General features: G+C 68.2%; 12 protein-coding genes. 4 read left to right on the forward strand and 8 right to left on the reverse strand.

Annotation, left to right across the window (positions count from 1 at the left end; translation table 11 throughout):
• Positions 1-350: 350 nt before the first annotated feature.
• Together QH168_RS08365 and QH168_RS08370 are read right to left on the reverse strand one after the other, a co-directional pair.
• Positions 351-986: a response regulator transcription factor gene (locus QH168_RS08365; protein ID WP_280234119.1), complete on the reverse strand. Its 636-nt coding sequence runs from the start codon at positions 984-986 to the stop codon at positions 351-353.
• A gap of 163 nt (positions 987-1,149) precedes the next feature.
• Positions 1,150-2,685, reverse strand: a complete 1,536-nt coding sequence (locus QH168_RS08370) for a PspC domain-containing protein (protein WP_280233956.1) — start codon at positions 2,683-2,685, stop codon at positions 1,150-1,152.
• A gap of 231 nt (positions 2,686-2,916) precedes the next feature.
• On the opposite strand from QH168_RS08370, the gene QH168_RS08375 reads away from it, so the two are divergent.
• Complete coding sequence (locus QH168_RS08375; protein WP_432421061.1) at positions 2,917-4,641, forward strand: PspC domain-containing protein; 1,725 nt, start codon at positions 2,917-2,919, stop codon at positions 4,639-4,641.
• Positions 4,634-4,852 (forward strand): hypothetical protein, encoded by a 219-nt coding sequence (locus QH168_RS08380; RefSeq protein ID WP_280233958.1) that lies wholly within the window; start codon positions 4,634-4,636, stop codon positions 4,850-4,852. The genes QH168_RS08375 and QH168_RS08380 overlap by 8 nt, the downstream gene beginning before the upstream one ends.
• Positions 4,853-4,860: 8 nt before the next feature.
• Here the strand turns inward: QH168_RS08380 and guaA are convergent, their stop codons facing one another.
• Positions 4,861-6,435, reverse strand: a complete 1,575-nt coding sequence (guaA, locus tag QH168_RS08385; RefSeq protein ID WP_280233959.1) for a glutamine-hydrolyzing GMP synthase — start codon at positions 6,433-6,435, stop codon at positions 4,861-4,863.
• A gap of 99 nt (positions 6,436-6,534) precedes the next feature.
• On the opposite strand from guaA, the gene QH168_RS08390 reads away from it, so the two are divergent.
• Positions 6,535-7,341, forward strand: a complete 807-nt coding sequence (locus QH168_RS08390; RefSeq protein WP_280233960.1) for an alpha/beta fold hydrolase — start codon at positions 6,535-6,537, stop codon at positions 7,339-7,341.
• A gap of 7 nt (positions 7,342-7,348) precedes the next feature.
• Here the strand turns inward: QH168_RS08390 and QH168_RS08395 are convergent, their stop codons facing one another.
• Positions 7,349-8,509 (reverse strand): GuaB3 family IMP dehydrogenase-related protein, encoded by a 1,161-nt coding sequence (locus QH168_RS08395; RefSeq protein WP_280233961.1) that lies wholly within the window; start codon positions 8,507-8,509, stop codon positions 7,349-7,351.
• A 440-nt stretch (positions 8,510-8,949) separates the two neighbouring features.
• Positions 8,950-10,494, reverse strand: a complete 1,545-nt coding sequence (gene guaB, locus QH168_RS08400; protein WP_280233962.1) for an IMP dehydrogenase — start codon at positions 10,492-10,494, stop codon at positions 8,950-8,952.
• A 233-nt stretch (positions 10,495-10,727) separates the two neighbouring features.
• On the opposite strand from guaB, the gene QH168_RS08405 reads away from it, so the two are divergent.
• On the forward strand, positions 10,728-11,141 hold the full coding sequence (locus QH168_RS08405) for a DUF5319 domain-containing protein (protein WP_036533470.1): 414 nt from the start codon (positions 10,728-10,730) through the stop codon (positions 11,139-11,141).
• A 242-nt stretch (positions 11,142-11,383) separates the two neighbouring features.
• Here the strand turns inward: QH168_RS08405 and QH168_RS08410 are convergent, their stop codons facing one another.
• The 3 genes from QH168_RS08410 to QH168_RS08420 form a co-directional block, all read right to left on the reverse strand.
• Positions 11,384-12,487: an anti-sigma-D factor RsdA gene (locus tag QH168_RS08410; protein WP_280233963.1), complete on the reverse strand. Its 1,104-nt coding sequence runs from the start codon at positions 12,485-12,487 to the stop codon at positions 11,384-11,386.
• On the reverse strand, positions 12,480-13,058 hold the full coding sequence (locus tag QH168_RS08415; protein ID WP_280233964.1) for a sigma-70 family RNA polymerase sigma factor: 579 nt from the start codon (positions 13,056-13,058) through the stop codon (positions 12,480-12,482). Before QH168_RS08415 ends, QH168_RS08410 begins: the two co-directional genes overlap by 8 nt.
• A gap of 164 nt (positions 13,059-13,222) precedes the next feature.
• On the reverse strand, positions 13,223-14,125 hold the full coding sequence (locus QH168_RS08420; protein WP_280233965.1) for a hypothetical protein: 903 nt from the start codon (positions 14,123-14,125) through the stop codon (positions 13,223-13,225).
• Between the last annotated feature and the right edge of the window lie 219 nt (positions 14,126-14,344).

Consider the following 14,344-nt stretch of genomic DNA (forward strand, 5'->3'; position numbering starts at 1 on the left):
CGCGGTGATGTAAGTCGCGATGACGTGAGTCGCGGTTGCGTAAAGACCCCCACCCCACCGAAACCGCACCGATACAACGGCTGGTCACACCTCAATTTTCGAGCGAAGCGAGACCGAGCCCCAAAGTTCGCGGCCCGTCTCCGGGCGCCGCCGCCGCGGGGGCAACCGCACGCAAGGAGCGGCCACGGAGACGCGCGGCCCCAAGGGGGCCCGGCCCCCGCCCCCGCCCGCCACCCCCCTCCCGCGCCCCACCCCGCCCCCCCCCCCCGCCACCGGACAGCCGAGACCCAACCGGCCCGCGAACCGCGACGCCGCAGGCGGCGCAAATCAAACACAGCAACACAACACAATCAATCGATTCGCCTGCGGTGCGCCCAGCGCGTGAGGGCGTTCCGGTTGGACTGCTGAGTTTTGCGGAGCACATTGGAGGCGTGGGTTTCCACGGTTTTCACCGAGATGAACAGGGTTTCGGCGATCTCGCGGTAGGTGTAGCCGCGGGCGAGCAGGCGTAGCACCTCGAGTTCACGCGGGGTCAGTGAATCCAGTTCCGGGTCCAGCGGTGGTTCCGGTGCCGGTGATTTCCCGGTGAACGAATCGAGCACGAAACCGGCGAGCCGCGGGCTGAACACGGCGTCACCGCCGGCGACCCGGCGGATGCCGTCGGCCAGTTCGGCGCCGGAGATGGTCTTGGTGACGTAGCCGCGGGCACCGGCCCGGATCACCGCGATCACGTCTTCGGCGGCGTCGGACACGCTCAATGCCAGGCAGACCGGGCCGTCCTCGATTCCGGACAGCACCGCGACACCGCCGCCGTCGGGCATGTGCACATCGAGCAGCACGACATCGGGGCGGGTCCTGTTGATACCGGCGACGGCCTCGGCGACTCCGCCCGCTTCGCCGACCACCTCCATATCGGCTTCCCGACCCAACTCCGCCCGCACCCCGGAACGGAATACGGCGTGATCGTCGACGAGAAAGACCTTCACCGCCACCTACTTCTCCTCACCGGACAGCCCTATCCGCCGTCGCCACTGCGTCCCGGTTGCCCGGAACAGTTCCATCGGTACCACAACGGCCACCCACCGGCCGGATCGGGCGTCGGCGCCGATCGGCTCGAACAATGTGCGCGATCGACCGGTCGCCGCATCGTCACTGTGTGCCGTGCTCGTCTCGTTTGCCTCGGCCGTACCGGATTCCGGTTCCGACCGGTTCGGCGGTATGAGAATTCGTCTCGTGCGCCTGGCCCGTCGAGATTTGGCCTCGGCCGTTCGAGGGTGGGCCGAACGACGTCACCGCCATCGACGCACCAGACGCCGGGCCGTCTCGCTGCGCGGTCTCCGCCTCCGCACCGACGCCACCCGGATCTGCGGTCGCATCCGAACCGCGCACGCCCTCGGCGGAGTCCTCGCCCGCATCTGCCTCCGCTTCGGCCTCGGCACCGGAGTCGGTGCGCGGCATGATGATCCGCACTTCGGTACCGCGCCCAGGGCTGGATACGATCTCCACCTGTCCGCCGCGCCGTTCCACCCGCCCGCGAATGGATTTCGCCAAGCCCTGACGGTCCGCCGGCACCGCGTCGACGTCGAATCCCACGCCGCGATCGCGCACGAAAACACTCACCTGATGCGGTTCGGTCTCGGCGAACAGGTCGATGCCGGGGACGTCGGCGTGTTTGGCCGCGTTGACCAGTGCCTCCCGGCTGGCGCCGAGAAGTGCGGTGAAATGTTCCTTCGGCAGGCCGGATCCGGTGTCGGCGATATCCATCGAGACATCACCGACGGTCACCGGCGTGACCTTCACCCCGTGCTGATCCTCCACCTCACCGGCGATGGTGCGCAGTGCGGCGGCGAGGCTGGACTGTGCGGGTGCGGAATCCTCGAACAACCATTTGCGTAGTTCGCGTTCCTGGCTGCGGGCCAACCGGACCACCTCGTGCGGGTCCTCGGCCTGACGTTGGATGAGCGCCAGCGTCTGCAATACCGAATCGTGCAGATGCGAGGCGATCTCCTCGCGTTCCTCGTTGCGGATGCGGGCGGCGCGTTCGGCGTTCAGCGCTCGCATCATCCGCAGCCACAGCGGCACCGACAGCAGCCCTGCGCCCAGCAGTGTGACCGCCACCGCCAGCAATGCCGAACCGAGCGAACCGATATCGATGCGGGCGAGCACCACCACCGCGAGCCCGGCCACGATCAACGTGATACCGGCGACGATGCGCGACCAGGTGACCATCGTCGGCTTCGCGGGCAGTCCGAGCAGCGACCGTGGGCCGTCGGCATCGTATTCGCGCCACACCAGCGCCGCACCGACGGCCACCGCGATCAACGGCACGATGATCCGGGCGGCGGTTCCGCTGAACAGCGCCGACATGGCGATCGACAACCCGAATCCGAGCAGCGCCAGCCCGATCGCCTGCCGCCGCTCCTGCCCCGATGGACGCAGATCGTCGGCGCCGCCGGGTGTGAAGATCCACAGCATCGCGTAGGCGACGATCCCCGCACCCGCGAGCGCGGACAGCAGGACGAACGCTATGCGCACCTTGAAGACGTCGACTCCGAGATGATCGGCGATCCCGCCCGCGACCCCGCCGACGATCCGTCCGCCCGAACGGCGCACCAGCCGTCCCTTCGCCGCCACGGGTGCGGCATCGAACCCACGCGCATCGAGCGCCGGAACAGACGGATACATACTTCCGATAGTGGCACGCCCGGCCGACACCCAGCCATCGGGAAACACCCTGAGTTACACCCGTCGACCAGCGCCGCAAGGTTGACCGCGGTGATCTCGGCGCAGGGAATCGCGGCATATGCGGGCCGAGTGGTCGCTGAAACCGGATCGCGGCCCGTCCATGCGGTTCAGGAGGTTTTTCAGGGTGAACCCCGATGCGGGTGGTGCCCGTCTGGGCCGACGATGGATGGCATGACTAGGACGAGCTTCGGCGATCAGCTTCAGCACATGTGGCGGACCCGCCCGGTTCGGTTGCCGCGGCGCGGACCGATCGCGGGGGTCGCGGCCGGGTTCGGCAGGCGATACAACGTCGATCCGGTGCTGATCCGGGTGGCATTCGTGGTGTCGACGATCTTCGGCGGCACCGGGATCGTGCTCTATCTGCTGGCCTGGCTGCTGTGCAGCGCGGACGGCGACGAGACCTCGGCGGCCGAATCGCTGATCGGCAAGGGCCACAGCTCGCAGTCGCAGACCAAGACGATCGTGCTGGTCGTTGCGCTGGCCATCGCGGTGAGCGCGGTGGGGCCGATCGGAGTCGGGCTCGGCGGATCGGGTGTGATCGGGCTGGCCTTCATGCTGGCGGGCTGGTGGATGCTGTACATGCGCACACCGGAACCGCCGACACCGGGATACGGCGAGGTGGACGGCATCACCGGAACCGGGTATCCGGGCACCGCGTTCCCGCAGGCCACGGCACCGCTGTGGACCGGTCAGGACACCTTCGAGTCCCCCAGCTACGGCCCGTACACGCCGTATACGAAACTGCCCGAGCAGTACATCCCGGATCTCGACAAGGGTGCGCGCGGTGCATCCCCGCAGGCCGCGGCACCGTCGGCGGACTCGTCAGCAACCGACGCACCGGCCGGTCCCCTGGCGGCACAGTCCGATCAGCACAGCACCGAGGTGCTGGAGAACGACCGCCCGACCGAAGTCCTGGCGGACACCCGGACCACCGAGGTTCTCGGCGCGAGCGGCACCGACAGCGCGACTTCCTCGGGCGAGCCGCACGGCGACGCCACCGGTCCGGGCGCCGAAGTCACCGGCGCATCAGGCAACGACCGCCCCGCTGATTCGGCGCCGACCGATATCCTGCGCGCCGATCCCCAAGTCTCGGATCCACCAGCGACACCCGGCACGGACACACCGAAGCCAGGCACCCCGTCCACCGCAACCGCGAAACCACAGCTCTCCAAGGCCCTGAACCCGGCAACGCCGCGCACTCTCGGCAGCGGCCCGCTGGCCCCGAGCCCGACGCCGCCCTCCTGGGATCCGCTCGGAGTGGCGCCGCTGGCCTGGGACCTTCCCGAACCGGCACCCGCGCAGACCGTGGTCGTGCCCGAACCGAAGAAGCCGCGCTCCCGGCTGACCCCGGTGGTGCTCGGGCTGGCCATTCTGGCGGCGGCGGGCGCGGGTGCGCTGGCCGCGGCCGGTATGGATTGGATGACGCCGGGCCGGATCGCCGCGGTGGCGCTCGGTGTGGTCGGGCTCGGCCTGATCCTCGGCGCCTTCCTGCGACGCGGCTACGGGCTGCTGGTGGTGACCGCGCCGCTGGCCGGATTCGTACTGCTGGCCACGATGATCGGACCGGTCGATTTCAGCGGCGCCACCATGGGTGAGCGGGTCTGGACTCCGGCGGCGGTCGGTGATCTGAAACCGGAATACAGTGTCACGATGGGTTCGGGCACGCTGGATCTGCGCGAACTCGGGCTCACCGAGAACCGCAGCGTCGATGTGTCGGTGCAGATGGGTGAGGCGATCGTGCTGGTACCGGAGAATATGAACGTCCGCGCCGAATGCTCGGTGCGAATGGGCGAGGCCCAATGCCCCGAAGGCCTCATCGGGCCCGGCGGCGATGCGCCGGTGCTCGATCTGAACATCGATGTCCGAGCGGGAAGCGCGGAGGTGCGTCGTGGCTGACACCTACACCGACAACAAGAACGGCACCCGCCGCGGCCCGTCGTTCTCCCTGCTCATCGTGGGGCTGCTGGCCCTCGCGCTGAGCGTATGGGCCCTGCTCGGGCCGGTGTCCTGGCCCGCGACCGATCTCATCTCGGTGGGCTGGATCGTGGTGGTCGCGGCCATCGTCGTCGGGCTACTGCTCGTGCTCTCCCCACGTAAACGCCGGTAGGGCCGGGATCACTCCCACTCGATGGTGCCCGGCGGCTTGCTCGTCACATCCAGCACCACCCGGTTGACCTCGGCCACCTCATTGGTGATCCGGGTGGAGATGCGCTCGAGCACCTCATAGGGCAGGCGGGTCCAGTCGGCGGTCATGGCGTCCTCGCTGGACACCGGGCGCAGCACGATCGGATGACCGTAGGTGCGGCCGTCGCCCTGTACGCCGACGCTGCGGACATCGGCCAGCAGCACCACCGGGCACTGCCAGATCTGACGATCCAACCCGGCCGCGGTGAGTTCCTCACGGGCGATGGCGTCGGCCTGACGCAGTGTGCGCAGCCGGTCCTCGGTCACCTCGCCGACGATGCGGATGGCAAGGCCCGGACCGGGGAACGGCTGCCGGGAGATGATCTCCTCGGGCAGGCCGAGTTCGCGGCCGACCGCGCGGACCTCATCCTTGAACAGCAGCCGCAGCGGCTCGACCAGCTCGAATTCCAGATCCTCCGGCAGGCCGCCGACATTGTGATGCGATTTGATATTGGCCGTGCCGGTGCCACCACCGGACTCGACCACATCGGGGTACAGCGTGCCCTGCACCAGGAATTCGACCTCGGGCACCACACCGTCGGCGCTGCTGTGCGCACCGACGACTTCGGATACCGCGTCCTCGAAGGACCGGATGAACTCCCGCCCGATGATCTTGCGCTTTTCCTCCGGGTCGGTGACGCCCTTCAGCTCGCCGAGGAACTGATCCACCGCGTCGACGGTGACCAGCCTGGCACCAGTCGCGGCGACGAAATCCTGCTGCACCTGCTCACGCTCACCCGAGCGCAACAGTCCGTGGTCGACGAAAACACAGGTCAGCCGGTCGCCGATGGCGCGCTGCACCAGCGCACCCGCTACCGCGCTGTCCACACCGCCCGACAGCCCGCAGATGGCGTGCGCATCGCCGACCTGTTCACGCACTCGCTCGATCAGCGATTCGGCGATATTGGCCGGTGTCCAGGTGGATGGAATACCGGCGATCTCGTGCAGGAAGCGGCTGAGCACCTGCTGGCCGTGCGGGGAGTGCAGCACCTCAGGGTGGTACTGCACACCGGCAAGACGGCGGGCCGGGTCCTCGAACGCGGCGACCGGCGCCCCCGCGGTGGTGCCGGTGACCTCGAAACCGGCGGGAGCGTCGGTGACGGCGTCACCGTGGCTCATCCACACCGGCTGAATGGTCGGCAGACCGCCGTGCAGCACACCACCGTCGATATTGAGTTCGGTCCGGCCGTACTCGCGGGTGCCGGTGTGGGCCACCGTGCCGCCGAGCGCCTGCGCCATCGCCTGGAAGCCGTAGCAGATGCCGAACACCGGCAGCCCGAGGTCGAACAGCCGCGCGTCCAGCTGCGGCGCGCCGTCGGCGTACACGCTCGACGGTCCGCCCGACAGGATGACGGCCAGCGGCTGCCGTTCGGCGATCTCCTCGACCGAGACCGTATGCGGGATCACCTCGGAGTAGACACTCGCTTCGCGGACTCGACGGGCGATCAGCTGCGCGTACTGCGCACCGAAGTCGACGACGAGGACGGGTCTCTGCGAATCTGCCACCCGAACAGTTTAGAGCTCGACCACCACCGCTCCGACCGCAGCCCGCACCGCGGGCGAATCGCCCGACGCACCAACCGACGGCTGACTATCCTCGACCTCGTGCCATTCGCCCGCGCGATCGATGCCGACATCCACTACGAGGACACCGGAGGCAACGGCCCGCTGGTTCTGCTGGCGCACGAATTCTTCATGGACCGCACCATGTTCGCCGAACAGATGGACGCGCTGGCCCCCGAGTTCCGCATCGTCACCTGGGATGCGCGCGGGCACGGCCGCACCAGGGATCAGGGCCTGCCGTTCACCTACTGGACCGCCGCACGGGACGCGCTGACCGTGCTCGATCATCTCGGCGCCGAACGCGCCGTGGTCGGCGGCACCGCCCAGGGCGGGTTCACCGCATTGCGCACCGCGCTCATCGCACCCGAGCGGGTCTCGGCGTTGATCCTGATCAGCACCGAGGCCCACGGGACGACGCCCGAACAGTCAACGGCCACACAGCGTTTCCTGGCCGAATGGTACGACGACGGATCCCGGCCGCGCGCGGTGCAACGCCTGGCGCACTGGCTCATCGGCGATCACGACCGGCACCGCAGGGTGTGGACCGAACGATGGCTCGCGCACGACCGGCACGGCATCGAGGTCGCCGCGGGCTGTCTACTGGGCCGGGATTCGGTCCTGGAGCGGCTCTCCGAGATCAGCTGTCCCGCCCTCGTCGTGCACGCCAGCCACAGCGGTATCGCCCGTGAGCGTGGAAAGCTGCTCGCCGAGTCGATTCCCGGTTCGACCTTCGTCGAGATCGACGGCGCACGGCTTGCGGTGACGATGACCCATCCGGATCCGGTCAATCATGCGATCCGGCAGTTCCTGCGCGGCCGTGCGGTCAACACGGCCACCAGAGGACGCTGAGACGCGGTCAGGCGCGAACGCTGAGCCCGACCTTCTGGAACTCCTTCAGATCCGAATACCCGGCCTTCGCCATCGAACGACGCAGCCCGCCGACGAGGTTGAGCGAACCGAACGGATCATCGGACGGGCCGAACAACACCCGCTCCAGGCTCGGCCGCACGGAATCCTCGCCATCGCCACCCAGATCCCACGGATCATCCACATGCAGCAGCGAACCGCGCGGCACCGACGGATGCGCCGCCGCCGACGGCCAGTACCAGCCGCGTCCCGGCGCCTCGGCCGCCGTCGCCAACGGCACGCCGATCATGGCCGCGTCCGCGCCGCAGGCGATCGCCTTGGCCAGCTGACCGGAGGCCGCGATATCGCCATCGGCGATGACATGCACGTAGCGGCCACCGGTTTCGTCCAGATAGTCGCGACGCGCAGCGGCGGCGTCAGCGATGGCGGTCGCCATCGGGACACCGATACCGAGCACCTCACCGGTGGTGGTGGCGCCCGGATAGGAGCCGTATCCGACGATGACGCCCGCCGCACCGGTGCGCATCAGATGCAGTGCCGTCCGGTGATCGCTCACACCACCGGCCACCACCGGAACGTCCAGTTCGGCGATGAAGGTCTTGAGGTTCAGCGGCTCACCGTCGCCGACATGCTCGGCGGAAATGATCGTGCCGTGCACCACCAGCAGGTCGATACCGGCCTGCACCAGCGCCGGAGTCAACGTCTGGGCGTTCTGCGGGCTCACCCGCACCGCGGTCGTCACACCGGCGGCCCGCACCTGCGCCACCGCGGCGGCCAGCAGATCCGGCTGCATGGGCGCGGCGTGCAACTCCTGCAAGAACGCGATGGCCCGCTCGTAGCCGCCCTTGGCCACCAGTTCGAGCAGCTGATCGATCTTGGCCGACACATCCGCGTGCCGAGCCCACAGCCCCTCACCGTTGATGACACCGAGACCGCCGAGCCTGCCGAGTTCGATCGCGAACTCCGGCGACACCAGCGCATCGGTCGGATGAGTGAGGAACGGGATCTCGAACCGGTAGGCGTCCAGCTGCCACGCCAGCGACACCTGCTTGGCCGAGCGGGTCCGACGCGAGGGCACGATATCGATATCGTCCAGCTCATAGGTACGCCGAGCCGTCCGGCCCATCCCGATCTCGACCATGTCGCGCACTGCTAGCTCCTGTGTCTAATTGCGGTGCCTGCGGCACCGCGTGTTCGCGGCCCCCCTTTGGCTTGTGTTTACGCGACCGCTGCTTGCCTTCGGGGTACGCAGCGGCCGCGGAAACACAAGCCGGGCCGCGAACGGGGCTCCTCGAGGTCGCCCCTCCGATGTGGACCCGCGACGCTTCGATGTCGCGAGTTCGCGCCCGTTGGGACTCACCCAAGGGTTGAATTCTGTTTGTGGTGCTTACGGCACCGCTGCGCCGTCACCGATAACGAACGATACCCATCGCTGCCCGGCGGACGGTCGAGGGCATGCCGGCCGGGTTCGCATGCCGGACCGGGTCGGTCGCAGAGCCGATGGCCGCGGGGTCGGGTACCACCCGGAAGAACTGGATTCGGCGCACCGAGCCCGCGCCGAATCCATGCCGGTGGTGCCACGTGCTCCGGTCAGCCGCGGCCGGTGTAGTTCGGCGCCTCCACCGTCATGGTGATGTCGTGCGGGTGGCTTTCCTTCAGACCGGCCGCGGTGATCTGCACGAACTGGGCTTCTTGCAGATGTGCGACGGACTGGGAACCGGTGTAACCCATGGCCGCGCGCAGACCGCCGACCAGCTGGTGGATCACCTGGTTGACCGGGCCGCGGAACGGCACCCTGCCCTCGATGCCCTCCGGGACCAACTTGTCCTCGGCGAGGACGTCGTCCTGGAAGTAGCGGTCCTTGGAGAAGGACTTGGCCTGGCCACGGCCCTGCATGGCGCCGAGCGATCCCATACCGCGGTAGCTCTTGAACTGCTTACCGCCGACCAGGATCAGCTCACCGGGCGATTCGGCGGTGCCCGCAAGCAGCGAACCGAGCATCACGGTGGACGCGCCCGCCGCGATGGCCTTGGCGATATCACCGGAGAACTGGATGCCACCGTCGGCGATGACCGGAACACCGGCGGGCTTGCACACCGCGACCGCCTCCAGAATGGCGGTGATCTGTGGGGCGCCGACACCGGCGACCACGCGGGTGGTGCAGATCGAGCCGGGGCCGACCCCGACCTTCACCGCGTCCGCGCCCGCCTCGACCAGGGCCTGCGCCCCGGCCCGGGTGGCGATATTGCCGCCGACCACCTGGATGCGGTCGCCGACCTCGGCCTTGACCTTGGTGACCATGTGCAGCACCTGCGCCTGATGGCCGTGTGCGGTGTCGACCACCAGCACGTCCACACCGGCATCGGCCAGGGTCATCGCACGCGACCAGGCGTCATCGCCGACGCCGACCGCGGCGCCGACCAGCAGGCGGCCGTCACGGTCCTTGGTGGCATTGGGGTACTGATCGGTCTTGACGAAGTCCTTCACGGTGATCAGGCCGCGCAGCGTGCCCTGACCGTCGACGATCGGCAGCTTCTCGATCTTGTGCCTGCGCAGCAGGCCGAGCGCCGCCTCCGCCGTCACGCCCTCCTGGGCGGTGATCAGCGGCGCCTTGGTCATCACATCGGCGACCCGGCGATCCTGGTCCACCTCGAAGCGCATATCGCGGTTGGTGATGATGCCGACCAGCGCGCCGGTCTCGTCCACCACCGGCAGACCCGAGATGCGGAACCGCGCGCACATCGCGTCCACCTCGGCAAGGGTGTCGGTGGGGCGACAGGTCACCGGATCGGTCACCATGCCCGCCTCGGACCGTTTGACCGTCTCCACCTGGCTCGCCTGATCGGCCACCGACAGATTGCGGTGCAGTACGCCCATACCGCCCGCCCGCGCCATGGCGATCGCCATCCTGGCCTCGGTGACGGTGTCCATCGCCGAACTGCACAGCGGGGTACGCAGGCGGATCTCCCTGGTCAGCTGACTCGAGGTCTCCACCGAACTGGGAATGAGATCCGACGCCGCTGGCAGCAGCAGCACATCGTCGAACGTGAGGCCGAGCATGGCGATCTTGTTCGGATCGTCACCACCCGTATGAGGGCGGACAGCGCTACGTTCGCCCGTTACGGGATTACTCATTCGGATCGACCCCTCCTGGACGTCGACAGTGCCGCGAAAGGCCGAGATGGCCGTGCGGACTGTTTCATGGGATGGACTGTGCGGATCTGACACCGCCGACGGGTGTCGGGTACGCGTCGGCGCGTTTCACCTATGGTATCTGTCCGGTGGAAGCCGCCTCGAGTGAGGCTGTTACCGAAACTGGCGGCGCGCATAGCTGGCGCAGACCACCCTGTTCTGCGTACCGTGGGGATGTGCGTGACCATCTACCACCTGGCTTGCCGCCGGATCCATTCGCCGGAGACCCCTCCGACCCGTCGGCCGCGCTCGATGCCATCGAGCCGGGCGAACCGCTGGATCCTCATGAGCGCCTCGCGGTCGAGGAAGATCTCGCCGACCTCGCGGTATACGAAGCACTACTCGGCCATCGTGGCATCCGAGGCCTGGTGGTCAGCTGTGAGGATTGCCGGCAGGATCACTACCACGACTGGGACATGCTGCGCGCCAACCTGCTTCAGCTACTGGTCGACGGCACGGTCCGCCCGCATGAGCCTGCCTACGATCCGACTCCTGAGGCCTACGTCACCTGGGACTACTGTCGGGGCTACGCCGACGCTTCGATGAACGAGGCGTTCCACGGCGACGGCTTCGACGGTTTCGACAGCTGATCCCCTCTCCGTCGGCCACACTCGGTCCGACCGCCGGTTCGCCGCGCGAAAACTTCACGCGGAGGCCATGAGCGCCGCTTCGGCACGTGCGCGAGATCATGATGTGCGGTATATCACCGCGATTCCCACGGCCTGGAATACCGGCCGCAAAAAATTACCGACCGCCTCTCGGCGATCGGTTCCACCCGTCTTCGGATCCCGCTCCAAGCCCTACAGTCGTGCCCGCATCGCGGCGCGATCGGCTATCCCGTGCTCCCGCCCGTACCCGGCGCGCCGGTGTTGCCACCGGTCGGCGCCGAATCGGGGACGGTGGTGATCACCGGCGGTTCGATGATCGTCGACTGCGACACGGTGGTCGGCGTCACCGGCGGGGGCGTGGTCTCCGGTGGCGTCGTCGGTTCGACGGTCGGCGGAACGCCGGTGTCCTGCGGTTCGGTGGTCGGTGGCGTCGTCGGCACGGTCGTATCGGGAGCCGTGGTCACCGGCGGCTTGGTGGCCGACACCGACGGATCCACACCCATGATCGTCGGCGCGGTGCTTCCGGTGTTGTCACCGCCACCAGGGCGAGTCGTCTCGCCGGGCTTAGTGGTCCCGGTAGCAGCACCCGGTTCGGTGGTCGAACCCGGTCGCGGCTCACCTGGACGCGACTGCTCCAGCTGAGCGGCCGCCTCCGGCGACAGACCACGCAGATCGTTCAGCAACCGCTGCCAGCGATCCATCAGATCGGCGCGCTTGGCCGGATCGTCGACCTTGGTCGCATTGGTCGACGCCTGCTCCAGACGTGCCCGCGCACGCTCGGGATTGCCCTGATCGATCAATTCCTGCGCCGCGGCCAGATCGTCGTCGGCGCGCTGCACCACGGTCGATTGGGCCTGCTCGCTGAACACGACCTCCTTGAACCGCCACAGCGGATCACCGGGCTCGGCGTTATAGGAGAAGGCCGTCATACCGCCGAACACCAGCGCCAACCCGGCGGCGGCACCGGCGATCGGACGCACCAGCCGCAGCCGGTTGGTCGTCCTGGCACCGACGCGCGCCTGGCGTGCGCCGATTTCCTGATTGACCGCAGCGACCACCGTGTCGAGATCCGGTGCCTCCGGAATCGGTGGTGTGACGATCTCTGCCCGCCAGTCGGCCAGCAAGGCCGCCAACTGGAACTCTTCGGTGCTGTCGGTCTGTACCGGCCCGTCGCTGGCGATGGCATCGATCAGCGCGTCGTCGCGGCGTACCGCCGCGATGTCGACCGGAGCGTTGTCGCCAGTGGACCCCTCGGCGTAGGGACCGCTGTCCCGCGATCCACGTCGCGCCCTCCAGTCACCCCGACCGCGTCCGCCATCCCTAGCCATACATTTCACCTGCCCTCGCCACTTGTGACTTCAATTTCGCGAGTGCCCTGTGCTGGGCGACTCGTATCGCTCCCGCCGTACTGCCCACGGCGGTCGCGGTTTCTTCTGCTGACAAACCCATGACCAAACGCAGGATCAGGATCTCTCGATGCTTCTCCGGAAGCGTGGCAAGTAGACGGTTCATCTGCCTGCTCGTTTCGGATTCGAGAGCTCGCTGCTCCGGCCCGTGGTCGGTGGATATGACATCTGGTACTTCGGCCATCGCCTCCGCCTTGTTACGTGAGGCGTTGCGATGAGCGTCGGCGACCTTGTGCGAAGCGATTCCGTATACGAAGGCCATGAACGGCCTGCCCTGGTCCTGATACCTGGGCAGAGCTGTCATGACCGCCAGACAGACCTCCTGCGCAACGTCGTCCGCGGAGAGTGATCCACGCTCCGCCGCTCCGATCCTTGCCCGGCAATAACGCATCACCAGCGGGCGGATCAACTCCAGTACCTGAGCTAAAGCGGATCTGTCGCCCTGCGCAGCGGCAGTGACGGCGAGGTCCAACTCTTCGCCCGTGTTCGACATCGTCAGAGAATTTCCTGGCGTTACAAGTGGCACGGTCGGGTACCGACCGATGCTTCCGCAGGTGTAGCGGAACGGATCTAACAATAGCGATACCCGTTGGCGAACCACGTAACTGCGTCATCAACCGACCATCGACCGGGGTCGATCCGGGGACGGGTGAACCCTCAGTGGGCATCGGCCGGACGGAAGCGCCCGCCGAGCCGTGCAATGGCGCTCGCGCATTCGGCGGCCTCGCGCTCGGCCGCATTGCGATCGATATCACGTCCGGGCAGCCCGGTCCGCAACATGGCGCAGGCCCAACGCAACGGCAGCAGGCCGTGCTCTCGGCATTCGGCGGCCACCGTCTCGGCGAGCTCGCTCGCATTCCCACCGTTGGCCGCCGTCGTCGCCGCGACGAGCAGCCGCGACTTCACCCGATGCCGCGTCGAGGGCCCTTGCTCGGCCAGTGCGAGCGCGGTCTCGGCATACGGCACGGCGTCGGGCAGGTGTCCGGCAGCGAGCGCGGTCTCGGCGCTGACCCAGTGCAATCGGATCGCGAGCCGCAGCCTGCGCGGATCGGGCGCATCGGCGGCCTCGCCGAGCAGCAGCCGCACCCGGCCGAGCAGTCGGGTGGCGAGGTCGGTCCGTCCGGTGCCGAGCGCATCGGCGGCCAGACCGGTCAGGGCGTCACACGCGGCGTCGAGGTGGTCGGGGACGCTGTGGTCGTCGCGGTCCGCGGATCGCTCGTCCGGGTGGGTGGTGCGCAGGCCGGGCAACGCCAACGCCGCCGCCGCCCCGTCATGGCGTGCCGCCGCGGCGTGCCAGCCGAGCTGACGCAATAGCGAGCCGCGGGTGGCGGCGGTGAGGGCCGCGAGTACGGGGTCGGCATGGTGGACCGTGAGGCGGTCGAGTTCGCCGCGGGCGGCGGCGTAGCGGCCCCGACCGCCGAGTGCGACCGCGCGCAACCAGGCTTCGCGCGCGTTACGCGCGGGCGGCAACTCGGCAGCGGCCGATGCCGGATGGGCGCCGAAGGCCGCGTCGAGCAGCAGTGCGCAACGGCCATCTGGGCGGGGAACCGGGACGAACACGGCCGCACTCTATCTCGGCTACCGCCGGGAGCGCCGCATCCGAGGCGAAAGGCCAGGCGGGCGAGCAACCGCACAGCATTTCTTTGTCGACACCACATGCCGGGATGAATGCGGAGATACGCACATCATGTTTCCATCAGGTAAAACTCGCCCCGGGCAATCGTCGCGTGTGCGCCCCACGAATTCATATGCGTTTCGCGCAATTAACCCGCGCGCCCC

The sequence above is a fragment of the Nocardia cyriacigeorgica genome (assembly GCF_029868385.1).
Lineage (GTDB): Bacteria > Actinomycetota > Actinomycetes > Mycobacteriales > Mycobacteriaceae > Nocardia > Nocardia cyriacigeorgica_F.